Below are 23,589 nucleotides of genomic sequence, written 5' to 3'. Positions count from 1 at the left end.
CTTATCTATACTTCTATTATACATCTGGCGGGCAAGATTTGCTATAATAGAGAACAATGAAACACCAGCGGGGATTTACAGTTATCGAAATCGCAGTTGCCATCGTTTTTGTCGGAGCAGCCGCGCTACTTTTACTCTTACAAAAAGGTAATCTCGAGGCAGCACGCCGCGACGAAGATCGTAAAGTCGCGATTAACGCGATGTACTACAACCTTGAAGAAGTCTTTTACGAAAAAAACGGCTTTTACCCCTCCGAAATCGATAGCAAAACTCTTCGCGCCATGGATCCACAGTTATTTACTGACCCTCGTGGCATAAAAATGGGTGATGAGGGCGCAAACTACCGCTACGAAGGCCTTAATTGCAATAACGACACTTGCAAATCATATAAGCTCACCAGCAGTATGGAAAAAGAGGCCGAGTACGTTAAAACGAGCCGCAACAAGTAGCTATCAAATCTCTCAGTACGCGGTTGTCTGATACTCTCGCGAAGAAAACATCTGCAACCCACGTCTGAAAAGGCGTCGGGACCCTTATCAGACCTGGCGTGAAGCCGTTTGACTCATGAGTATCAGACTGTATTCAGCCTTTATCTAATTGTCGCTGTCGTCCACGACTGGCCGACCATTTTTAAAGGATTCAACCGCATTATTCAAAATAGCAATCTCACGTTTTGGATGAGCAACGTAGTTAAACCGATACGTCGTTTCGTCACCTTCCGTGCTCAATCGAATCGAACCATAATCAAGCAACGACTGAAGAAAGCCTTGTTGCAAAAAGCTCGCATCCTCGATATTGGTCAGACTCACCGTTTGCTCATGCCGTGTAAATAAGCTCGTCTGGATCTCTTGAATAACACTTTCGTTCGTTAAAAAGAATCTGTTGCTCGTATATACCCAGTACGAAATATATCCCCCAATAAGAAAAAGGATAATAAGAAGCATGCCAATAAATAACGCTGAACTTAGAGGTGGTGGATCAATTATACCGATTGCATTCACAATAATGGTGTAGTTAATCATGAGCGATGCAACAAAGGCCACAAGAAAAATCGTCACACCAAGTGGTAGAATCAACCCGATAGGGTGGCGGCGTACGGCACTAATCACATACTCTGACCCACTTAGATTTAGTGAGGGATATCGCTTAACTGATTCTTCATGCTTGGCTTTTATTTCTGGCGGGATCTGCGGAGTAACTGGCTCAACCGCACGACTTACGTACACGACTTGCGGCACAGGCTGCGATTGATCTGTCGGCTCAATGGATGCGGCAGGTGATACGGCAATAGGTCGACCATCCTTATCGTATGCAATAGGTTCCTGATTGTTTGCCTGGTCTTGGCTAGAGTTCGGATTCATACTGTTATTATACCAATTTATCGAGCAGTTCACCCGCTTCTTTACCTAAATGCCGGTATGCCTTAGGTGTCACGCGGCGGCCACGCGGCGTCCGTTCAATAAATCCGATCTGTAAGAGATATGGCTCATAAAAATCCTCAATCGTCGTTGGCTCATCACCCGTCAGTGCCGCAATTGTATTTAAGCCTACCGGATTAGCACCGTAATTCTCAATGATACTCTCGAGCATTCGCCGATCGGCCGGATCAAGACCAAGCTCATCCACCTCTAACATAGCAAGCGCCTGTGTAGTGATCGTAGCATCAATAATGCCATCGCCGTTCACATCAGCATAATCGCGCACACGTTTTAATAGCCGATTGGCTATACGAGGAGTTAACCGAGCCCGTGTCGAAAGGAGGTGCGCTGCCGGTTTATCGATTTTGCTTTCCAAAATCCCGGCCGCCCTGGTAATCACCGCAGCGATTTCATCAGGCGTGTAAAACTCCAGCCGATGCATATGCCCAAACCTATCGCGTAGTGGCGCCGCCAGTGCACCTGTGCGTGTGGTAGCGCCAATCACCGTAAACTTTGGCAAATCAAGCCGCACACTTCTTGCCGCCGGCCCTTTTCCAATGACGATGTCGAGTTTAAAATCTTCCATCGCGCTATACAGCACTTCTTCAACCGCGCGAGAAAGCCGGTGAATCTCGTCGATAAACAATACGTCACCATCAGCCAAATTGGTTAAAATACTTGCCAAGTCGCCTGCTCGTTCAATAGCCGGCCCTGCGGTCACACGAATATTCGTCCCCATCTCGTTAGCAATCACTGAAGCCATAGTGGTCTTGCCGAGCCCCGGAGGTCCATAAAGGAGCACGTGGTCAATTGGCTCACCACGCTTTTTAGCCGCTTCAATCGCCAGCTTCAAATTCTTCTTGAGCCGCTCTTGTCCCACATACTCCGCAAAAAAACGCGGCCGCAGACTCACCTCGATCTGCTCTTCCTCCGCGTCTTCATGCACACTAGTATCAACAATTCGCTCGACTGCCATATAACTACCCTAGTATACCACTTAAGGACGAATTGGGGGTATCGCGCTCATGGATATGACAATTCCACAACTTAATGTTGTGTGGTATTGTCGATTTCTCTTTGTACAAGTTCTCGAAGTACTTCAGCTTTCGTCTTACCTGTCTTTAAAGAAGACCAGCGAAGATAATTATAGATAGGCCGATCAATAAAGAAGTTGAAGCGCATATCTTTGGTTGAAATGTCATTCTCATCGAGAAAGTCATTGACATGTTTTTCAAGAGTCTTATCATCGTACTCTTTGTAACGAACATTGATATTATCAACTCCACTCGCAAAGCTGTCTGTATTTGCCTTTTCGTTTCTAAGGATAAGAACTGGCTTCTTGAGCTGTACCGCGTAGGCAACCTGGTATCCAATACCAAATCCTGTCTCTGTTGCTTCTGCAATTACTACATCTGCTTTCGCGATTGCCTCAAGGTTGTCTTTCTGGACAGCTTTCCAATCTACAGGGGGCCTCTTTACGCCTTGCGATTCTTTGGAATAACGCACATAGGCTGGCTCGATCCAATCACGAGCAAGCGTACTCTCCTTATCATGAATAGCCGCGGTAATACGGCGAAGATAAGGGATTGTTTGATCCAGATTCTTTTTGGAGGTAATAAGATGGACTATCATATATATACATTAAATGATAGAATGGCATATTATGTCAAATCGAGCTTAAATTTGTTAAGCTCGTGTTAGGTATTTGCAAAAAATACAGAAGGAATGTAAGCCGTGAGTAAAGAGAAAGCATATTTGTATTTAGAGGGAATTCAACAACTCGCCCAAGAGGTTCGAGGCGATGAGAAGATTTATACAGCCATCCGGCCATACGCTCTTCATGCAGGAAATGTGCTAAGTATTGTGGCGTATCCCTATCTTCTCTGCGAAAACGTAAAAAAACATGGAATTGAACCCCGTTTTGAGTTTATTGTTTCCATCAACGACTGGGAGCAAGATCAACTTATTGGGCCCGATATCCATAAATATATATTCGACGCAAAACCGCTCCATACAACTATTGCCCACGCCGTAGATTCAGACGGTAACAACATGGTAGATAAGTGGCAGCCACATATCGAAACTGAGGTAAGTAAAATTAAAAAAGATTTTCCTCACGTTATCATTACGTTTGTTCGTAATTCATCTTTGAAACCACATCCGCTGATGAAACATGTCTTGCTCCATACTATTGAGCACTTCAAAGAGCATAAAGAGCTTTTACTAAAGACTACGGGAAAACCCACACTCGGAGAAACGATGCATTTTGCTAATGCGCTATGCTCACGATGCCTTGACGCAAACACGAACACTCAATTGCTAACTGACGGATCACTTGAGACAAATTGTGAAAATTGTGGTAAGCATGAAGTACGATCATACGACGACTGTGACTTTTGGCTCTATCACAAACAACTCTTTCCGCCACGATTGGCAATTCTTGATTTTGAGATCACCATAAGTGGCGCCGATCACTACCTTCAGGGCGATTTCGAGGTGCGCAAAGCTCTTTTCGAGTATATATACAACAAACCAATGCCTACAGTAAAAATGGCCTTTGCACCTCTATTATTAGCTCCAGACGGTGACAAGATGAGCAAATCTAGAAAGAATGATTTCTATCTTCCTTTTGAGGATATTCTGCCTCACGCACGAACAAACTTCTCACCAAGTTTACAGATAACGGAATAGCTATCCTTTTAGCGCCTGCGTCACCCTATCGGCCGTTGAAAGGTCGGTAGAGATACCCTCAAGCGCTCGTGTTGCATCGGCGAGGTTGTAACCAAGCGCCATAAGCGCCTCTAAGGCCTCGTCGGCATGCGTAATGGGCTGGGAAATGCCGGTTTGGCCAGGATTCATCCTTAGGGGCAAGCCAACTTTATCTTGAAGATCAACAACAACTCGCTCGGCGATACGTTTACCGACACCGGATGCCTTTGTAATATAGGCAACGTCTCCGTTGGCAAGTGCGTTACGCACCACTTCGCTATCGCCTAGGCTTAAGATAGAAAGTGCTGCCTTTGGCCCGACACCTTGTACGGTAATGAGCATCTCAAATAGCTTTTTGGCCGCCAAACTACTGAAACCAAAGAGTTCCTGTGATTGCTCGCGAATGTGATGATACGTGTAAAACTTCACCGACTCGTTTAAAAGTGCGTGTTCAAAATCACCTGCGGCAACCGCCACTTCATACCCCACTCCATGAACATCCACGATAACAGATGAGTTAAATTTTTCAGAAACAATACCAGAAATATGTGCAATCATAGTTGCTATTATGACATACTTACTGGCTTATGGATTGATGACCGGTGGAGTAACGACACCCCCATTGCCAGTGCCGGAGCCGCTACCGCTCCCTGTCCCTGAGCCATTTCCTGTCCCGGTTCCACCGCTTCCATTGCCGGTGCCGCTGCCGTTTCCTGTACCAGTGGAACCTCCGTTGCCATTTGAAGTACCGCTTCCTGTTCCGCCCGTACTTGAATTATCTGTCTCTGTGGTCGGTTCTTCTTCTTTTTTCACCGGCTCTTCCTGTTTTTGCTGAGAATTACATGTCGTGGTTGGTAGTGCACTTGAAAGGAAGTACTCATTATATGTATTTGTGCCGCTCGTGCTTGCCAGGCCGTAACTTCCATAACACACCGGCTTCTGAATGACTCCGGATGGTACGGTAAATTGCGTGTTCGGTACACCTTTTAATGCCTGCTTCATAGCGTTTATCCAGATGGGTCCTGCCATCCCGGAGCCACCGTTCTTCATGACGGCATTATTGTTGTTACCCACCCAAACACCAACTACCATTTGCGGAGTATAGCCTATTGTCCAAGCATCACGTGAATCGTCGGTGGTACCCGTTTTTACTGCTGCGGTCCGGCCAGGAATCGTAAGAGAAGACCCAAAGATTGGTGCGCGAGCATTGTTATCCGAAAGGATACTTGAGATCAGAAAGGCACCACTTGCGCTGATTGCCGTGCGTGGCTTCTCATCCGCTTTGAATATCGTTGCGTCAAATTTGTTCTTAATAGAATTAATAATCGTCGTATTATATTGCTGGCCTTGGTTGGCAAAAGCGGCGTACGCATTTGTCATCTGAAGCAGTGGGACTTCAGCCGAACCAAGCGCGAGCGAAAGACCGTAGTTTTTATTCTCATCGAGTGTCGTAATGCCTAATTGTTTTGCCATTTTCACCGCATTCGAAACACCATATTTTTGTAACACCTCAACACTTGGAATGTTAAGCGATTGGCTAATGGCGCTGCGTACCGTTACATCTCCGCGGAACTTCTTATCGGCATTTAGCGGCTTATAGCCACCACCGAAATCCGTCAGCTTATCGTGCAATACCGTAGCCGGAGTAATGACACCGTCGGCAAGCGCACCGGAGTAATAAATCGACTTAAAACTTGAGCCTGGTTGCCTGGCTGTCGTCGCCATATTAACTTTGCCCCAGTCCGGGTTTGACCAATCGGCACTACCAACAAGCGCGCGTACTTCGCCATTGGTAGGATCTATCGCCACCGCACCAGCATTTGAACCTCCATTTCGCTGAATGTATGGCATTTGATTCGCTATGTCGGTTTTTAGCTGACGCTGCAAGTTAAGATCGAGCGACGTCTTCACCTGATATCCAGAACGTGTTACCACTTCTTCGCCATATTTGTCATACAGCTGTTGCATTACCATTTCAGCGAAGTGCGGTGCTTCGCTGTTATTCGTATTTGTTTGCGGTGCATAAGCAAGCTGCTCGGCAAGCGCTGCCTGCTTCTCGGCTTCTGTGATATAACCGTTTGTCACCATGCGGCTGAGCACTGTCGTTTGACGCTCTTTGGCGTATTCGGGGTTACCACTAATAGGCGAGTATGCACTTGGCGCTGGCAGTACTCCTATCAGCATAGCGCTTTCAGCCAGATTAAGATCTTTTGGCGCCTTTCCAAAGTACACTTTGGCCGCATCTTCGATACCGAATGCATTTTCGCCAAAGAATACGGAGTTAAGGTACATATCGAGAATCTGGTCTTTAGTGTATTGCTGCTCGATCGCAATAGCGATAAATAACTCCTGATATTTCCGCAGAAACGTCTGATTTTCGCTTAATAACGTGTTTTTTGCCAATTGCTGTGTCAGAGTAGAACCACCACCCGTCACACTACCGGCCGTAATGTTGCCAAAGAAAGCACGCGCAATACCCGTAATAGAAAAGCCCTCATGCTGGTAAAAGTCCTTGTCTTCCGAAGCAATTACCGCATGCTTCAGGTTATCTGAAATATCCGTCAGCGGAACCATCTGTCGGTGTGCTGCCTTACCCACGGTGTAGAATGTCTCACCATTTTTATCGGTCAGTACGACTCCGGTGTTGTTTCGGTTCATCAAACGTTCTTGATCGGAAATGTCGTTTGCGTAGTAAAGGTATGTAAGCAGCGGAGTTAGGATAAGGAACGCCAATATTGGCCCGGCAATAACGAGCACCTTTTTGGGTTTGGATAGTTTTCGAAACCATCGCCATCCTCTTTTACCCGAGCGGCGCGCCTGACGAACGGTAGTCACCTTTTTGGTATATTTACCCTGGCGAATCATCGTGTATACATTATACCAAAACAACTTATAAGTACCTTAAAATTATTGAGCAGTCTGATTAGACAGAATCCAAAAGATATCATATAGTAGCGAAGGTCAACTCTCTACAGAGAAGGGTTTCCTACCGTGATACCGAAAATCGAACAAATCGGTCCGTCGCTCCCGTCAGGATGGCAACGACCGACAGCGGGACTCGTACGAGAGTACTTGCAAAAACGTCGCGCGGGTCTCGCCGAGCCGTCCGCACCCCAGCTCCGCAAGAAAGCCAAAGCAATCTCGGAAGAGGCGGCTTACAACAACCAGAATGTTCGCCGGGGGATCAAACTGCTCGAGTCGTACGTCGACCCGGACGGTGCCCTGAAGGCTGCCGGGATGGCATACCCTCAACTCCAGCAGGCAGCACTGGGGAGTCTGCGAATTCTTGCCATGAACGTCGGCATGCCCGATCTGAAGAGCGAGAACTTACAGAAGACGATCCGCACGTTCTTTGATCCGGTTGTGGAGCCCATCAAGAGCGAGGGAACCATCGAACGGATAGAGTCGTGTTTTTCGATCCCCGGTATTGCTGTGGCTGTGAAACGCTGGAAGGCGATTATGGTCACGCTGCCCGGACAGGCGGCTTTTCGGATGGACGGCACGGACGGATGGATCATGCAGCACGAGTCCGACCATCTGGACGGAATGACCTGCGCTCAACTCGCCTTACAGCAGGGGCGGCGGTTCTTTTACGCGCCCGAGAGGGAGCATCGACGCGCCCTCGCAGAGGCAGGCGACCGTTCGGAGTGGCCACTGTTCCCCGTTGAGCAGTGGCTGGCAATGACAAGCGGTGATTTCGATCTCCGTAGCTACGCCCGCTACATCCAGTAGGAGGGCAATGGGGGAGGCTTCAACAGCTCCCCAACTAAAAAATTATCCACATCATCTTAATTGACCTCCATTCAATCTAACCTTATAAATAAAAGTCGCACATGACAGAAAAACTCCCCTTCACCTCCACCGACGTCATTATCCGCAAAGATGGCTTCGATATCCCTCACGAGATTCGTGTACCGCTTGTTATACGTGAACCGAACCAACCTGGTGTGCTCGTCCTTCCGGGTATTGGCCAGGACGGGCGCATTCCTCATAGGATAGCCACACTAACAGAAGGAGTTGACGTGGCAAGCGCGCTTCCCTACTGGGAGGTACCCGCCGAAGGGCCCTCTATTCGTGCTCTTGCCCAGCCTATCCACCTGCGATTATTGAGGCCTGGCGAGAAATGCACGACGACACCTACCTAATACCTGACATTGTGGCAGAATCGCAAGCTGCTATCGGTGCCATCTATGCCGAAGCTGATCGCCCGGAAGATATAAACGGACTCGTATTGCTCCGCCCTCTCGGCTTGAATGTAGAGCAGATCGGAAATAGTCCGCGAAATCGTGCAAAGAACTTGCTTGGCCGCGCAGCCGCCACCCTTTTTCAAAGTGACCAAAGTATCTTTCACGATCGCTGGAATGCTTACGTCGCAAACCGTCTTCTTAAACGCCTCAGCTGTCATACCCTTACTCAACTCGGCATCGGCCTCAGCGAAGACATGATCCCTCTCCTTACAAAACAAGCCGAGGCGCGAAGCGAAGAGGGAAAAAAGACCGCGCTACTAATCGGTGGCAAGGATAGGATGATGAAACCAGATGAGCTCCTTGCCGCCAGAGAAAAAGCTGGCGCATCAGCGCTTGATCTTATCATGATCGAAGAAGCCTCACACCGTAGCCTCGCCACTCGTCGTGGTGCTAAAGACTTAGCGTTTGCAGTTGATTACCTCGCAGCATAATATATTGACTTTATGTTTAAATTATAGTATAATAATTTAGTTGCATTGCTTTACCGAAGACAGTCGTTTTCCAACAAAAGCACGATCATCGACAACGAGGAGACTAAAGTGAGCGAGCCCCAGGAGTTCGTCCTGAAGGCGCCGACCCCGCTCAGCGAGATGTCGGTCAAGGAACTGCTCCAGCTGGCGATCGAGGGAAAGGGTGACACCTCCAAGGTGCTCAACTTCCTCAAGGCCCACGAAGACGTGAGGGCGGCCCAGTACAAGACCGAGGGCACGAACGAGATCATCGTTCCGAACGCCGACGGCAGCGTGAACGTGGACGAGACGGTGAAGTACATCACCAACCTCGCCTCCAAGTTCGGCCGCACGATCCGCAAGGTCGCCGGGCAGTACCCCATCACCATCGACGAGGCGTTCAATCTCACCCGCATGGTGATGATCGACCCCGTCGCGCTGGAGTTCGTCTACGTCGGCGACCCCGACAAGTACGGCCTCGGCCTGGTTCTCAGCGAACTGGACGAGGGGATCCTGAAGGCGCTCAACTGGGCACTGATCACCGGTCACGAGGCCATGCCCCGAGACCTGGACAAGTTCGCCCAGGAGGAGTTCTTCGAGCAGCTGTTCAACGACAGGCTGCCCGCGCGCGTCCGCCGGATCATCGACGACCACAAGCGGGCCGTCACCAAGGGTGACCTGGTCGCTCAGGGTGTCGTCTGCCGCATGTCCGAAGAGCAGGCCACGCAGATGCTGGGCCAGTTCGGCGGCGGTGGCGTCACCATGAGCGGCGGTTCCGCCGGTCGATCGTCCGCGGTCGACTACGAGGCGCTCGTCCGCGAGCACGCCGCACTGTACAGGTCCGACATCACCATCACGAGCTACAACCGTGAGGTGAAGGGCAAGATCTGCTCGCAGCTCAACATCCACAGCTACAACACCATCGTGCGCAACACTGTGGTGCTTGACAGCTGCCGGGTGACCAGCTACAGCAACGTCGTCGACATCATCATGCCCCCGGGCAAGGATGTGGACGACAGCAGCTACAGCAACTCCGTCAACGTCACCAACATGACGTGGGAGCAGATCGCCCGGCACCTCGGTCTCGTCTAGCAACACCCGCGAGCGGGAGGCGTACACAACGTACGCTTCCCGCTCGCAAGTGAGCCCCTGATTTATATCAAAGAGATATAAGCAAGAGGCTTTCTTTTTTACACCCTGGTCATAAATGCGCACATAATAGCAGCAGCGAGCGCATCCGCACAGTCATCCGGCTTCGGGACATCTTTTAATCCCAACTGAATCCGCACCATCTCTTGCACCTGTTTTTTACTCGCCTTGCCATAGCCAGTAATCGTTTGCTTGATTTGAAGCGGTGTGTACTCCTCTATTGGCAGTTTGGCCTGTTTGCCCGTCAGCATCGCAACACCGCGAGCGTGTGAAACGCTCATAGCTGTAGTAACATTTTGAGCAAAAAACAGCTTTTCAATCGCCATGATTTCAGGCTTGGTCGTCGCAATAATTTCTGTCAGGCTCGTGTAAATTTCTTCAAGACGGTCGGGCAGGGGAGTGTGCGGTGGGGTAGTTATAACTCCAGCTTCAACAAGTACCGTCTTCCCTTTCGCCGCGTCTATCACACCAAACCCTAAAATCCCCGTGCCTGGGTCGATTCCTATAATTCGCATATTAAAAAGGCCTTGAACATATCTTCTAGTATACGTTATTTAAGAGAGGTAAAAAACGACGAGACTTTTCGAATAGCCATGCGGGCTTCTTCACGCCACTCCCATACTCCATACCCGAGTGCAACCGCTCCTACCCCGCCAAGCGCCCACCATCCTATAAACGCCTTTCCCGCATCCTGAGCTGTCTCGATAGCGAAGGCAGCGTCACCTGGCACACTATTTGCAATGTTACGGCATCTGTTTGTAGCCGGATTTCTCTCCTGCCCCTCCTTGCATGGTGTCAGTCCTTGGCTTGCGGCTGTGGCTATTTTTCGACAACGGTTGGTAGCGGGATTACGCTCTTCATCGTCATCACAGGGAGCCAATGCCGTCACGCTTCCCGCAGAACGACAGCGATTCGTTTCTTCACTGCGATACTGTCCTTCTTTGCAAGGTGCCAGGGAAGCCGTTTGAATTGCCTTTTTTGGAGGGGCAGGGGGCGGAAACACGCTCGGCGCATCGCGAGGTGTCGGCTGCGTTGTCCATTTCCAGAGGCCATCACTTAAGTCGTACGCCCACGCCTGCCCTTTCTTCGTATCTGCGCTGGCGTCGGGGTACTCAAGTACGGTAGTATCATACCTTTTGATGCCATACATATCTTCCAGCCAAACAAACCCGCCACTGTTTGTAAGAGTTATTGGCCGGTTATCCGCGCTACTTGAAATTACGATATACTGGCCTGGACCCACAGTTCCCTGGAGCTGAAAAGTATTGCTTGAAGAGGGAGTTTGACCCAAATAACCGATCCTCAGTCGCGTTTGTGAAAGGTCAACGGTTTGCATCGACGGATTATGGAACTTTATGTAGTCTGTGCAGTCCCCGGCTGTATCCAGCGGCGAGCAATTCCGTGGATTTGCCATAATTTCCGCTACTTGCAAAGACATAGTCTCAGAGTACTCGTAAAATCCATTTCCATATAGTACGAACTGGGCATCGGGAGTAAACGAGCTGAATGTCGAAAGATAATTGCCCGTCGACGAGGATATATTTCGGCGCCAATATGGATGGCTCACATCCGCTTTTGTTGCTAGTTGGTGCGCAAGATAGCGCGCTGGAGCTGTAAGTTGCAAAGAAGTAACCGTAGCAGCATCACTTAGATTCGGTCGCGAGTACCCAATATCTGGCGTAGAAATGACGCCTGTGTCCGCGATCACAAGGTATCCACCAGGTTTCACGAGCCCATGAAGGCTCGCAAGTGTCACCATGGCTCCTGTTGAATGCACCGCCTGGAGGGTCCAGTTTGTTACATCAACAACATCGTTCGAGCTATTAAATAATTGCACGTACGATACCTGTGCACCATCAATACCATACCCTGTTACAATAACCGGTGAATCAGTCCGCGTATCTACCACGGGCTCACCGACCATTATTGCATGAACGTTGGGAGCGATCAAAAGACAAATCGTAATACTCGCGACAAGCCACGCTAACTTCAAATAACGCATACGCTTAGCAATATACGCAACAGATATTAACAAATTATTAAGTAAATGTTACTGCGCAGGTTCAACAGTAATGTCAGCGTTCGTGTGGACATTCACCACATCGTCAAGGTCATCGAGCGCATCAAGCAGCTTGAAAGCCTTCCGAGCAACCTCAGGATCGCTTATCTCAACAGGAGCATTCGGCACATACTGAAGTTCGGCTTCCCTTACTTCAAGCCCCGCCTCAATTAACGCGGTTCTAACTTTTGCCAGATCTTTTTGATCACTATACACCGTAATTCCATCACCTTCCTCAACTGCGTCCTCCGCTCCTGCGTCAAGGACGGTCAGAAGCGCATCTTCACCGGTCGCTCCCACCCGAATGACACCTTTACGTGTAAACTGAAACGCTACGCTTCCCGGCTCGGCCATCGACCCACCATTTTTTGTAAAAGCAGTCCTTACTTCAGGGTATGTGCGGTTTTTATTATCCGTTGCCACTTCAACGATTAAGCCGATACCACCTGGTCCATATCCCTCATAGGTAGCCTCTTCAAGCACGGCAGCATTTTTGTCGTCTACACGATCAATTGCACGTTGAATGTTGGCATTTGGCATGTTGGCCTGTTTTGCTTTTTCGATTGCAAGCGCAAGCGCTGAGTTCATTGATGGATCGGTGCCACCGCGCGCCGCAATGGCAATCTGATTACCAATTTTAGTAAAAATAGCACCGCGTTTCGCATCTTTTGCCCCTTTTTCACGTTTGATCGTTGACCACTTACTGTGTCCTGACATAGATATTCTCCAGGTTACATAATTCTGTTCGTTACTATTATTATACCATTTCCCTATCTGTTATTCCACCAGGTTTGCCGTTCGTAAATCGTACCTCGTGACACGCCACATCCAAAAACATCCTAAAATTAAAGCACCGTATGCCAGCGCCACACTCCACCATGGCAATGTTAATTCTGTCGTCGCAAAAGGCAGCACTGCCAAAAAATCAACGACAGCAATCATATACGTCAATACGGCATGGGCGGTCCACCCTACCACAGCCGCAAGCCACCCAAAAATCGGTACTGTTATTCCTGCCAAAAACGTGAGTGCCATAGCCACCGGTACGAGCGGAACTACCAAAACATTGGCAAGAAGTGCCACGTTCGAAAACTGACCAAATGCAGCAATCAAAATGGGGAGTGTTACCATCTCGGCTGCAATCGTTTCACCAACAACCTGGCGAAGCACTCCTGGCTTCTTCTTCCCAAAAAAATAAGCCTGCAAAAGCGGAGCAACAATCATCACACCAGCAAAGGCTGCAAAACTCAGCTGCCAGCCCAAATCGCCCCACCCATAAGCAGGGTTAATAAGAAGTGTCACGGCAGCCGTTAGCGGCAACAATACAAGCGGATGGAACTTACGACCATAATACCAAGCAGCTAAACTTAACCCGGAGACCAGCCCAGCACGTGACATGCTTGGGCTTAGCCCCGTAATTGCCATGAATCCGGCGATCATACCGGCTCCAAACAAACCTGCAAGATATTTTGATATGCGGCTAAATACTCTTCTTGCCAGCCTCACTAAAATGGTGAGATTGTATCCGCTTGCTACCACGATGTGTGTCAAGCCGACTGTTCGCATTGCCTCGTCAAGTTCGGGAGGAATCGCTTGCTTTTGTCCGGTCAAAAAACCAATACCCAGAGCTGCTTGGTCGCTAGGAAGTACCTTGTGAATTTGCTCTCCAAACCATTGGCGTATGGTCATCGCAAAGTCCGGGGGGTGCGAGCGCATGACAGACTGTACATCCGCCCGATACATACTTCCCACAAAAGCCCCGAAACCAGGCTGGAGTATACCCTTAAGTGTCGGTACGTCACCTCGTTTTATTTCGCGACTTTCTGGTAGAGTAATCCATATCTTTCCGGGAAGTGAATGACCGTTAATCGTGGTTACGGCAACATGGAGCGTCATCGCCTGTTTGGCATCGACTTCAGGGTCTTCATCAACGACTCCTCGCAGTATTACTTGCTTACCTATGCAATTTGCATACGGCTGTAATGCGACCTGTACGATCGCGCCTCGCCACAATCCCACGACACCCCCCGCGATGATAATAATTGGAATAACATAGAGCTTGCTTCGCCATAATGACAGTGCGATTAAGCTCAGGGCAACACAAAGCCAAATCCAGGAGCCAAAAAATAAAACGGCACTTTCCTTGGAAAATACTACTCCCAGTGCAATGCCAAAACACAACGAAGCAATCAGCCACGAGATGTGCACGCGGCGCCGCAATATCCACCAATTCATGGCCACAGTATATAACGAACCAAAAGAAAAAGAGTCACGAAGACTCTTTTTTTAATCGTTTTAAGCAGTGCTTGGCTTGAAGGGTACCCCTCAAGCCAAGCACTGATGTTACTCAGAACTCACGCGACGAGCACTCGGCCAGTATCAGCTGCTCGAGAAGATCCCGTCGAACAAGCGCGGACTGCTGGTGTGGTGGTGGCGGTGACCACCGTGGTGGCCAGTGTGACCGTACGCCGGACGCGCACGCAGCACCTCGACCGGCTGCGGCCGGAAACCCGACTGGCTGGCGAGGGTGGAAATGATGATCTCCAGCTCACCGTGGTCGAGGAAAACACCCCCGCAGCGCCGGCACTGGTCGACCGTCACCCCGCGGTTGTTGACCTTCTCCATGGGGTTCCGACAAGCCGAACAGAACCGCTGCTCTTCCATTCCGTGCACCGTGCTCCTCCTTTGAGTAGACAATTGAGCACTTGAGCTATGTTAAACGATTCTTGCTATTTGGTCAATACTGATTTATATATTCATTTTAATCTTTGGCTGGTCAATAATACAAAGCGGCGTTTCTTCACCTAACTCAGCCCCCACCGGAATAAGAACATTGCCCGCATGAATACCTGCTTCGTGCTGCAACCCAAGATCATTTAATCGATCTACGTGTTCAAAATCCTCCACACCGGCCTGAAGCCTCCGACGAAAAATTGCTGTCCACTTTCCTACTTCTTCATGCGCCGCAGGGTCATCAACTCGGTCACCATATTCTCTCAAAGTTCTGGCGACTATTGGTTCCCAGCCCTTCATATATTCTTGGGCTAAAATAAAATTGTCATGAGGAGAATGTGCAACAAAAAACTGCTTCGGCACCGAAATATTTTCGCGTGCTAACCTACCATGTTTTCGAAGTGCTGAAAGTACGGCAAATTGTTCGCCAAGGTCTTCCGGCCAAAACGATTTCTTTTTCTCATGTGCCATTTGACTCGTACGCGGACCACTAACTTTTATCGCTAGCTCATTATTAAGCGCAAAAGTAAACGAGTACTTTCCTGCGCCTAGAAGCCGTGATCCGGACACGCGCTCAAGATGGGCATCTTCAGCCCCGATATATGTCTCCATCGCAGTCTGAAGGGCTTCATTCTTATCAAGTAGGTCATCGCCCGCGGGAGTTGAATCAATAATATGAAATTGTTCTTTAAATCTTGACGCCATAAACAGCGTCAAATTATATAACAAACAAAAAGCTTTTTCAAGGCGGCATCCAAACCAGATGGTAATTTAGAGCAGCATTTTAATGGTGCCTGGCTTAAGTTACCAACAAAAGCCAGGCACGCGTTACACAGTTCCAAAGCTGTACATCAGGACCTTAGAACCGAATTATCTTCGGTTGGGCGTCTTGCACGATCTCACCGCCCTCATAGTTGCGCCGCCCTTCCTCCGTATACACGTGAAGAAGCTTGGTATCACCTTGAAATATGGTGTATTCAAACGATGCATCCGCCTCTTCCAACACTGTGCGGAGTTGCAGGTCGATGATGATGGCGGAACCAGGCATTACCTCAGATTCCTGATAGCCCCACCGTCCCAGCCCGGCATTCCGCTCTCTTGGGTAGACACCGGCAGGAAAAACGACCTCCAAGCGTAGGTCGCCTTCCGTACGAGTAATACTCGACACGTTTCATCCCTTCGCAGAAGTTGCTGGCTCTTCTACTATATCAATTCCTGTTGATCTTTGAAAAATTACGACACTGAACCGCTCATGTCCATCCAAACGAACTCCCACTGATGGCCGTCGAGGTCATAAAAACCGCGGCTGTACATACCTGGCTGATCCATGGCTTCACCTGTCGAGATACCGCCCGCCGCAATAGCTTTTTCAATCACCGTGTCGACGTCTTCTTTACTTTCAGCCGAGAATGCTACCGTTGCTTCTACGGTCTTGGATGTATCGGCGAGTTCTTTGCCTTTAATAAATGTCTTGAAGAAAGGTTCAACAGAAAGCATTACATATGCTCGGTCGTTCACAACCATACCCGTACCTTCAGGACTTGTAAATTGTTCGTTGAATTCAAAACCGATCGCTTTGAAGAAATCCATTGATGCATTGAGGTCTTTTACTGCTAAGTTTACAAAAATCATCCTACTCATGGACCTATTTTATACCAATAAGCATAAGCCACAAACTGAAAGTTAACACACTTTCTTACATGAGTGATAGTACATAATGTTTTTGCATCAAAAATAGCCGCTAGAAAGCGACTATTTTATAATTTCATGGAGGGTCCAGTGGGGCTTGAACCCACGACACCCTGCTTAAAAGGCAGGTGCTCTAACCAGCTGAGCTATGGACCCATATAATTTGTTAACGTCATTTTACTTTACGTGCCGTACGCTCCAGTAAAGATAGCATTTTTAAGAGGTATTTGTCAATGTTTGGACTCTTTTTCGCGGTGAGGCTTTTTCGCGCCAATAAGAAGGTCGAGGGTAGAAAATGCCAATCCGGCAGTTATAAGAATCATGTGATATCTTTCTAAGAAATCATAGATAGGTTTGGCTGTTCCATCAACAACCAACGCCGAACCAAGCGGCTCTACCAAGAACGCGATGGCCAGAATCGCAAAAACACCAGAATGCATAAGGCGCGGTATCATTCCTTTTACTCTCGCTCCGCTAAAGAAAATAAGGAATGCAGGAAGGAGTGTGAGAAGTGTCGCGACGATACTTCCAAGAGGCGGACGTATAATTTCTATGCCGGCTTTTGCAACTATAGGCGTCAACTCACTCGTCCAAAAGGAAGCTACGATAAACCCGGCCGCAAGTGCAAGTCCTAACACGCCAACCCGTCGCTTGGTCACATATGCAGCTAAAAACAATGCCGCAAAAAGAACTCCTACGACAATAAGAAAACTCATAAGTTCCACCCTTCGATGTTATTTTCATCAAATGACGCGATTGTACCTATCGAAATCGATTTGCTTCCTACCGTACCGGCAGCCACCTCTACAACGTAGCGAGCCTCCTGCTTGGGCGTGAAGTTTTCATAGGGATAGCTCTCCGGCGGTGCGTTCTTTACGATATAAACGACTTTTTTATCTTTATCAAGCCAAATAATATCAATCGGATAATTCATGTCTTTCATCCAAATTGGCCATTTATCATCCGAGCCATATACAAAAAGCATTGCCTCTTCTGGCCGTAAACCTGGTGTGTTTGACAAGCCTTTCTCGCGTGTCTCCTGCGTTTTAGCAACTTGGGCCAAAAATACACCGTCACCTAAACGAATAGTGACATGGGGTCGCAATTGGGGAGCCATAACATAATACGCCGCTGCCGCGATAAGCCCCAAGACAAGAACTACCAGCCCCCAGGAAAGCACATTCTTACGAACGCTCATACTTGAGTACCCACTCTCTGTTTCATGGGTACTATTATATCAGTTTAAGAGGATTACGCGCCGACTTTGTCTTTTTTGGCTCGTCGCTTGGCATTCATTTCGACATATTCGATAATCGGACCTGCGATATCGCGACCCGTTACTTGTTCAATGCCAAACCCCGGGCTCGCGTTTACTTCAAGTACAAGCGGACCGCGACTGCTGCGCATCATATCGACTCCGGCAACATTCAAACCCATAGCTTTTGCGGCTTTGACGGCAATTTTGCGCTCTTCATCGGTTAGTTTGATCGGTGTTCCCTGTCCGCCTTTGTGAAGATTTGAGCGAAAGTCATCATCGAGACTCTGGCGCTTCATGCTCGCCACGACACGACTTCCTACAACAAACGTACGGATATCAACTCCGGCAGACTCTTCGACGAATTCTTGCAATAGGACGTTGGTACCATCGTCATTTGAAAGATAAAATGCCTGAAGTACAGATTTTGCCGCTTTTTTCGTTTCGGCCAAAACCACGCCATTTCCGTGCGTACCACGCGCCAGCTTAATAATGACGGGTGTTCCGCCGATTTTTTCAATGAGATCATCAATATCTGTTGAGTTCCGTGAAAAAACGGTTTTTGGAATACCCACTCCTGCGCGGGCCAAAAGTTGCATGCTGCGAAGTTTATCGCGTGATCGGTTGATAGCGATCGAGCTTGAAAGTGTATAAATACCCTGAGCTTCCAGCTGGCGCACTACCGCGGTGCCATATCGGGTCATGTACGAAGCAATGCGGGGAATAATCGCATCAAACCGTGCCAAATCCTGCCCTTTGTAGCTTACGGTTGGGTTATTTTGCTCGATAGATACATAACAATCACGATACTTAATAATACTGACTGTATGTCCGCGCTTTATAGCCTCCTCTTTGAGGCGCTTCGTTGAGTAGTTGCCTGGTCCGTTTGAAAGGATTGCGATATTCATAGTTTTTTCCTCAAGGCTACGCCACTTTTTTTGTAATATTTTTTGTAAAACATGTACGGATCTTCGCTAAGTTGTCCGTTTAATTCTTTCGTTATCGTTGTATCTGGGTCGGTATAATGAGATTTGGTCACATCAACGATGAATTTTCCGCTTAGCGTCCGCCTTCCGATAAGGACGGGGAATTTATTTTGCGATCTATCGGAGAGATTAAACATCGCTCGAATACGTTTACCCCCAAGACGAAGACTGAGTTGTGTTCTGTATCGTATTTGCTGATGGCCACTGGCACTACGTACCATGGCTACTTTGTAATGCTCACGCTTAAGGGTTTTTCCCGAGTAGAAGGGAGATCCCTCTCCAAATAAGCTAAACCGTAGGACGCCGTTTTTATCCACTCGCACATTGCTTACCCATACGGAGGACGAATCAGCTCCTGTATCAATTTTAGCAGGAACTTTGCGAGCGTATCTCGCAAAGTCAACAGGCTCATTTCGACCGACGATTATTTTGTCTTTCGGGGCCATAGCATTATTTAACCAGAATTCTCACTCGTTTTATATATTGTTGATTAGTAACTTAAAAACTATAACACTTTAGAGTATAAAAGTCAATAATTAACAGGGGTAGTGCAATAGTTAGACTGCCCCTGCGCCTTCATTCAGGAGTGTTAAGTCAGAAGAGGCTTTTCTTTTTAGCGCCTTCGAATTGCTCAAGTAATTCCCGTTGTTTTTTCGAAAGTTTAGTAGGGATGTCAACGATAATACTTACTATGTGCGCGCCTCGCGTATTGCCTCGAAGATGAGCTACACCATGGCTGCCTAGCTTAAAATCGGTACCGCTTTGTGTTCCCGCCGGGACTTTCATGCGGATGATGCCGTCCACCGTTTCTACGTCAATTTCGGTGCCAAGGGCTGCATCCACCATAGAAACGTGCTCTTCGCTCAGGATAATATCGCCTTCACGGGTGAATTTTTTGTGCGGTTTTACACGAACATGAACATATAGGTCACCTTTTGCACCGCCGCCCACGGCTTCTCCTCGTTCTCTTAGGCGAATCGTTGCTCCGTCATCAATACCAGCGGGCACCTTTAGAACGATCGTCTGTTTACGGCGTTCTGTTCCCTTGCCCCGACATACAGTGCATACTTTTTCAGGAACCTTACCTGTGCCGCGACACATTTCACAGGGCACGGCTTGCTGGATCTGACCAAAGATCGTGTTCATGACACGAGTTTGCTGACCCGCACCCTTACACGTAGGACAAGTTTTCATACTATGACCAGGCTCCACCGTCGTGCCATGACAATGCGAGCATTCATCTTCCATAGTGAGTTCAATTTGTTCTTCAACTCCAAAAACAGCCTGCTCGAAGCTAAGCGTGATCGTTGTTTCGACATCCCTGCCTTTTCGTGGCCCACGCTTATTCTGCCCACCGCCAAAGAACTGGCCAAAGATATCTCCAAGGCCGCCGTCACCAAAATCGAAGTGAACGTTTTGACCTCCAAATCCCCCAAACCCTTCAAACGGATTACCACCGCTGGTGCCGCCACTATCGCTGCCCACACCAGCATGACCAAATTGATCATAACGCTGACGCTTCTGTTGGTCTTTCAATACTTCGTAGGCTTCATTGACTTCCTTGAACTTAGCTTCATTACCACCATCTTTATCTGGGTGATATTTAACGGCCAGCTTACGAAAAGCTTTTTTGATTTCATCGGCGCTAGCAGATTTAGACACCCCTAATATTTCGTAATAATCACGTTTGCTCATCTGTTATTCATTGTAACGAATTAGCACTTACGTGTCTAGAGTGCCAATTGTATTGTTTTTTCCTTAATATTATGATATAATTACATGCGTCACAAAGACCCTATTACTTGAAAGGTGATGTTCATGAGAGTCCGACACAAGCCCGGCTGTGACGCCCTGCACTTCGCCCTCATCGCGGAAGGTGGTTTCAATACCAGGTACGCGTTGAGGGTGAACACGGACGAAGTCCAGGGCGAGATCAGTATCATGGGGCTCGTGAGGCGTTGGGGCAACCGGGAAGACACCGACTATCCCCTCCATCCTCAGGATATGCCCTATACGGCGGGATGGCTCGCACGAGAAGAGCGAAAGCTGCAACACTGCGAGCGTCGACTGACACTCACAGCGCCGAATGAAGCGGCATTCGATCTGGTGCACCTCATGCTGGGGTCGGAGGCCAGGACGAACAAGGACCAACGTGTCATCATCATCGAATGCTGCATCGAACGCGGCTGGTGATAGGAGAGCCCCCGCGCGGGGGCTCTTTCACTTAGGCATTGAACAGTCATCTCCAAACTGTAAAGAGTGACAGAGGTCACAAGAATTATTTAGTTTTCTTTACACAGTTGACTATTCTACAACATTTTTTTGAAATCATTTAATGTTTGTAGGGATACTATGATGATATAGGGCTGTGGAGTTCTTGAAAACTAACTTAGAAAAGCATTCGGAGGGACTGATATGCAACATTCTACTTACCAGAACAATCAATTTTTACTTATGGGGATTACGATTTTTGCGTCTATTACGGCTGCCGTTATTGTATCGACTCTTGTCATTATGTCACTTATGAAAGGTGAGGTTGCAAGCGCACTTTCTTCGCATGTTGAGAACAACACGCCAACCTCACAAACCACAGGTACTTGCGCAGCACCCGTAGAGGCCACCGCACCCGCTCCTCAGCAAAACGCAGCTGCCGATTCTGCACCAGTTGCAACGGGCGCGCATTATTTCCACTACGTTCCATCTGCTAAAGTTACTAATTCATTCAACAACACGAGCAGCACAACTACGACCAACAACATTACCAACACTGAAGTAAAAACCACAGTTACCAACGTTAAGATCAAGGATAGCTTTAACAAAGACAGCTACAACGACAACAGTAAGAACCCTATTATCATTAAAGACAACACCGTTAACGTTAACTCAAACAACAATACTGCCGTAAACTCAGGCAACACCACAAATACAACTAACGTTACCGCAAATACAACCAACGTAAACTCAAACAATACAACTGTTGCCTCTAACAACACTGCAATTAATTCTGGCAACACCGTCGAGAACCACGTTCTTAGTGACAATACTATTGTTGCGGTACTACCAACAATCTAATCGGTTATAGTTATATAACTCTAAAGGGGCTCTATAATGGAGCTCCTTTTATCGGGTGTGCACACGAATCCGAAAAGCGATACGCAGTCAGGCAGCTCGCCGAAGCTCTCTCCCGTCAGTAGAACGTCCACCGAAAAGCGCTCACCGCTCGGTGGACGCTTTTCCTTTTTAAAAGGACTTGCGGATATGGTTGAAGCTGTATTCCCAAGTTGCGTCGGTTTTTTTGTGCGGATTGAAGATATTTTGCGGATCATAGAGGTGTTTTATTTCCTTCATATACCCTAAAACACTCGGGCTATACATTTGCTCGAGCCATGGTCCACGGATGAGCCCGTCGTTGTGTTCACCAGAAACGGAGCCGCCATACTTGATAACCAGCGTATTGACCTCTTTCATAGCAGGCTCTAGTTTAGCCCGTTCGCTTGGTTCTTCGATTTTCATGAGAGGAATAACATGGAAGTTACCATCACCCATATGGCCCGCGACGGTCGCAAGTAATTTGTATTTTTTAATGATCTCACGCAGCTCTGGAAGAAATTCCGTAAGATGCTCAGGTGCAACGACAAGATCATCGATAAATGGTGCCGTGTGCTTATCTTTTACTTTGCTGCGTAGTAGGTTGAAGCTTTCCCGGCGCATAAGCCAGAACTTTTTTGACTTTGCCTCGGTGTCATCTTCTTCCATATAGGTGAAGTGGAATCGTCTTAGATCCAGCTTGGCCTTATGAATCTTCTGGGTGACTTCCTCAGGGGTAGCTCCGGTAAATTCAATAAGAAGGATGAGCTGCGGGATACCCTTGACGAGCATGATGCCATCGGGAATAAGTTGCAAAGCAAGTTTGATCCACGACCACAAGCCAAGACGAGACAAAAAAGAAAAGAAGAACTTAAAGCTTAGCCAAAGTGTGTTGTCGTCAAAGCTCTCAAAAGTTGCGGGCTTATGGGCAAGTACGGCTGGAATTACTTCACCAAGCGTGGCAATATCGCGCATATAACATACAAGCGTCCCAGAGTGCTTCGGCTGGGGAACAAGCCGGAATTTGATATCGGTAACAATGCCTAGCGTACCCTGAGAGCCGACAAATAACTTCGTAAGATCAAATATTCCTGTATCACGATTCCAGATATTCCACAGGTGATAGCCGGTTGAGTCTTTAGTTACTTTTGGCGCTGCTGCCTTTATCTCATCATAATGCTTATCGAGCAGCTCGAACGTTTGACGATAGAGATTACCTTCAAAATCGTCTTGCTCCATTTTGGCATTGAGTTCAGTGCGCGTCAGTGGTTTTACTACATATTCGTTGCCGTCGGCCAAAACAACTTTTAATTCGGTGACGAAGTTATCTGTTTTACCATACTCAAGTGACTTTTCACCGCCGGCATTATTACTTACCATGCCGCCAAGGCCTGCAAGCTCACGACTCGCTGGATAGCTCGGCATAAGGCTGCCCTGCTTGAGTGTTTCGATTTCAAAGTTTTTATAGGTCATTCCCGGTTGAACGTGCGCACTTGAAGGTGTTACTTCGTACAGTGTCGTCATGTACTTACTCACATCCAGGATGATTGATTCGCCTATTGCACCGCCTGACATGCACGTTCCTCTGGTACGCGGTGTAATATTCAGTTCCGGGTGTTCTTTTTTTTGCGCCGCAACAAACGATACGAGTGCTTTTATATCCGTGACATCTTTAGGAAATGTCACTACTTGAGGTCGTAACTCAAACAAACTTGCATCGTGTGAATAAAATTCTAGTGTTTCAGCAGAGGTATCGACGTCGCCTTTAAAAATCTTCGTAAGTTCCGCTTGTAAATCCATACCCTTAC

27 protein-coding genes and 1 tRNA gene are annotated in these 23,589 nt (G+C 48.0%); 7 read left to right on the top strand and 21 right to left on the bottom strand.

The genetic code is table 11. From position 1 onward, the window contains the following. Positions 1–56: 56 nt before the first annotated feature. On the top strand, positions 57–449 hold the full coding sequence (locus tag VFH06_02040; protein HET6746866.1) for a prepilin-type N-terminal cleavage/methylation domain-containing protein: 393 nt from the start codon (positions 57–59) through the stop codon (positions 447–449). Between the two features lie 144 nt (positions 450–593). Here the strand turns inward: VFH06_02040 and VFH06_02035 are convergent, their stop codons facing one another. The 3 genes from VFH06_02035 to VFH06_02025 all read right to left on the bottom strand — a co-directional run bounded on the left by VFH06_02035 (position 594) and on the right by VFH06_02025 (position 3,050). Next, the gene (locus VFH06_02035; protein HET6746865.1) at positions 594–1,361 is read right to left on the bottom strand and encodes a hypothetical protein; all 768 of its coding nucleotides are present in this window, start codon (positions 1,359–1,361) and stop codon (positions 594–596) included. A gap of 7 nt (positions 1,362–1,368) precedes the next feature. Next, on the bottom strand, positions 1,369–2,394 hold the full coding sequence (gene ruvB, locus VFH06_02030) for a Holliday junction branch migration DNA helicase RuvB (GenBank protein HET6746864.1): 1,026 nt from the start codon (positions 2,392–2,394) through the stop codon (positions 1,369–1,371). A gap of 71 nt (positions 2,395–2,465) precedes the next feature. Next, positions 2,466–3,050 (bottom strand): hypothetical protein, encoded by a 585-nt coding sequence (locus VFH06_02025; protein ID HET6746863.1) that lies wholly within the window; start codon positions 3,048–3,050, stop codon positions 2,466–2,468. A gap of 102 nt (positions 3,051–3,152) precedes the next feature. Here VFH06_02025 and VFH06_02020 point away from each other — a divergent pair, with 102 nt between their 5' ends. Then, positions 3,153–4,109, top strand: a complete 957-nt coding sequence (locus tag VFH06_02020; protein ID HET6746862.1) for a hypothetical protein — start codon at positions 3,153–3,155, stop codon at positions 4,107–4,109. Here the strand turns inward: VFH06_02020 and ruvA are convergent, their stop codons facing one another. After that, positions 4,110–4,685 (bottom strand): Holliday junction branch migration protein RuvA, encoded by a 576-nt coding sequence (gene ruvA, locus VFH06_02015; GenBank protein ID HET6746861.1) that lies wholly within the window; start codon positions 4,683–4,685, stop codon positions 4,110–4,112. Between the two features lie 27 nt (positions 4,686–4,712). Continuing rightward, on the bottom strand, positions 4,713–6,992 hold the full coding sequence (locus VFH06_02010) for a PBP1A family penicillin-binding protein (protein ID HET6746860.1): 2,280 nt from the start codon (positions 6,990–6,992) through the stop codon (positions 4,713–4,715). A gap of 207 nt (positions 6,993–7,199) precedes the next feature. On the opposite strand from VFH06_02010, the gene VFH06_02005 reads away from it, so the two are divergent. The 4 genes from VFH06_02005 to VFH06_01990 all read left to right on the top strand — a co-directional run bounded on the left by VFH06_02005 (position 7,200) and on the right by VFH06_01990 (position 9,915). Continuing rightward, positions 7,200–7,859, top strand: coding sequence for a peptide deformylase (locus tag VFH06_02005; protein ID HET6746859.1), 660 nt, complete (start codon positions 7,200–7,202; stop codon positions 7,857–7,859). Between the two features lie 101 nt (positions 7,860–7,960). Then, positions 7,961–8,272 (top strand): hypothetical protein, encoded by a 312-nt coding sequence (locus tag VFH06_02000; GenBank protein ID HET6746858.1) that lies wholly within the window; start codon positions 7,961–7,963, stop codon positions 8,270–8,272. An 11-nt stretch (positions 8,273–8,283) separates the two neighbouring features. Further along, positions 8,284–8,805 carry a hypothetical protein gene (locus tag VFH06_01995; protein HET6746857.1) on the top strand — a complete coding sequence of 174 codons (522 nt, stop codon included), beginning with the start codon at positions 8,284–8,286 and terminating at the stop codon, positions 8,803–8,805. A gap of 108 nt (positions 8,806–8,913) precedes the next feature. Then, positions 8,914–9,915 carry a hypothetical protein gene (locus VFH06_01990; GenBank protein HET6746856.1) on the top strand — a complete coding sequence of 334 codons (1,002 nt, stop codon included), beginning with the start codon at positions 8,914–8,916 and terminating at the stop codon, positions 9,913–9,915. Between the two features lie 98 nt (positions 9,916–10,013). Here VFH06_01990 and ruvC read toward each other — a convergent pair whose 3' ends face one another. From ruvC to VFH06_01915, 15 genes are all read right to left on the bottom strand, one after another. Further along, complete coding sequence (ruvC, locus tag VFH06_01985; protein HET6746855.1) at positions 10,014–10,487, bottom strand: crossover junction endodeoxyribonuclease RuvC; 474 nt, start codon at positions 10,485–10,487, stop codon at positions 10,014–10,016. A 35-nt stretch (positions 10,488–10,522) separates the two neighbouring features. Next, positions 10,523–12,007, bottom strand: coding sequence for a hypothetical protein (locus tag VFH06_01980; GenBank protein HET6746854.1), 1,485 nt, complete (start codon positions 12,005–12,007; stop codon positions 10,523–10,525). Positions 12,008–12,022: 15 nt separating this feature from the next. Further along, positions 12,023–12,748 (bottom strand): YebC/PmpR family DNA-binding transcriptional regulator, encoded by a 726-nt coding sequence (locus VFH06_01975; protein HET6746853.1) that lies wholly within the window; start codon positions 12,746–12,748, stop codon positions 12,023–12,025. Positions 12,749–12,808: 60 nt separating this feature from the next. Beyond that, positions 12,809–14,266, bottom strand: a complete 1,458-nt coding sequence (locus VFH06_01970; GenBank protein HET6746852.1) for a ComEC/Rec2 family competence protein — start codon at positions 14,264–14,266, stop codon at positions 12,809–12,811. Positions 14,267–14,410: 144 nt separating this feature from the next. Then, entirely contained in the window at positions 14,411–14,695 is a 285-nt protein-coding gene (locus VFH06_01965) for a zf-TFIIB domain-containing protein (protein HET6746851.1), read from the bottom strand. Positions 14,696–14,779: 84 nt separating this feature from the next. Then, positions 14,780–15,469 carry a hypothetical protein gene (locus VFH06_01960; GenBank protein HET6746850.1) on the bottom strand — a complete coding sequence of 230 codons (690 nt, stop codon included), beginning with the start codon at positions 15,467–15,469 and terminating at the stop codon, positions 14,780–14,782. A 154-nt stretch (positions 15,470–15,623) separates the two neighbouring features. Next, positions 15,624–15,932, bottom strand: a complete 309-nt coding sequence (locus VFH06_01955; GenBank protein ID HET6746849.1) for a hypothetical protein — start codon at positions 15,930–15,932, stop codon at positions 15,624–15,626. A gap of 65 nt (positions 15,933–15,997) precedes the next feature. Then, positions 15,998–16,405: a VOC family protein gene (locus VFH06_01950; GenBank protein ID HET6746848.1), complete on the bottom strand. Its 408-nt coding sequence runs from the start codon at positions 16,403–16,405 to the stop codon at positions 15,998–16,000. A 127-nt stretch (positions 16,406–16,532) separates the two neighbouring features. Beyond that, positions 16,533–16,609: transfer RNA gene (locus VFH06_01945), tRNA-Lys, on the bottom strand. A 74-nt stretch (positions 16,610–16,683) separates the two neighbouring features. Then, entirely contained in the window at positions 16,684–17,169 is a 486-nt protein-coding gene (locus tag VFH06_01940) for a hypothetical protein (protein ID HET6746847.1), read from the bottom strand. Next, positions 17,166–17,651 (bottom strand): DUF192 domain-containing protein, encoded by a 486-nt coding sequence (locus tag VFH06_01935; protein HET6746846.1) that lies wholly within the window; start codon positions 17,649–17,651, stop codon positions 17,166–17,168. Before VFH06_01935 ends, VFH06_01940 begins: the two co-directional genes overlap by 4 nt. A 53-nt stretch (positions 17,652–17,704) precedes the next feature. Continuing rightward, complete coding sequence (gene rimK / locus VFH06_01930; protein ID HET6746845.1) at positions 17,705–18,616, bottom strand: 30S ribosomal protein S6--L-glutamate ligase; 912 nt, start codon at positions 18,614–18,616, stop codon at positions 17,705–17,707. After that, positions 18,613–19,140, bottom strand: a complete 528-nt coding sequence (locus VFH06_01925; GenBank protein HET6746844.1) for a RimK/LysX family protein — start codon at positions 19,138–19,140, stop codon at positions 18,613–18,615. Before VFH06_01925 ends, rimK begins: the two co-directional genes overlap by 4 nt. A gap of 148 nt (positions 19,141–19,288) precedes the next feature. Then, positions 19,289–20,389, bottom strand: a complete 1,101-nt coding sequence (dnaJ, locus tag VFH06_01920; GenBank protein HET6746843.1) for a molecular chaperone DnaJ — start codon at positions 20,387–20,389, stop codon at positions 19,289–19,291. 69 nt (positions 20,390–20,458) lie between these two features. Then, positions 20,459–20,689 (bottom strand): hypothetical protein, encoded by a 231-nt coding sequence (locus VFH06_01915; protein ID HET6746842.1) that lies wholly within the window; start codon positions 20,687–20,689, stop codon positions 20,459–20,461. Between the two features lie 420 nt (positions 20,690–21,109). Between VFH06_01915 and VFH06_01910 the strand changes: the two genes are divergently transcribed. Then, complete coding sequence (locus tag VFH06_01910; GenBank protein ID HET6746841.1) at positions 21,110–21,766, top strand: hypothetical protein; 657 nt, start codon at positions 21,110–21,112, stop codon at positions 21,764–21,766. Positions 21,767–21,934: 168 nt separating this feature from the next. Here VFH06_01910 and VFH06_01905 read toward each other — a convergent pair whose 3' ends face one another. Beyond that, a complete protein-coding gene (locus VFH06_01905; protein ID HET6746840.1) occupies positions 21,935–23,581 on the bottom strand; it encodes an FAD-binding oxidoreductase in 1,647 nt (548 codons plus the stop codon). Positions 23,582–23,589 lie beyond the last annotated feature (8 nt).

Source organism: Candidatus Saccharimonadales bacterium, from assembly GCA_035697325.1.
Lineage (GTDB): Bacteria > Patescibacteriota > Saccharimonadia > Saccharimonadales > Saccharimonadaceae > JALRBM01.
This window is presented reverse-complemented; position numbering and strand designations above follow the sequence as displayed.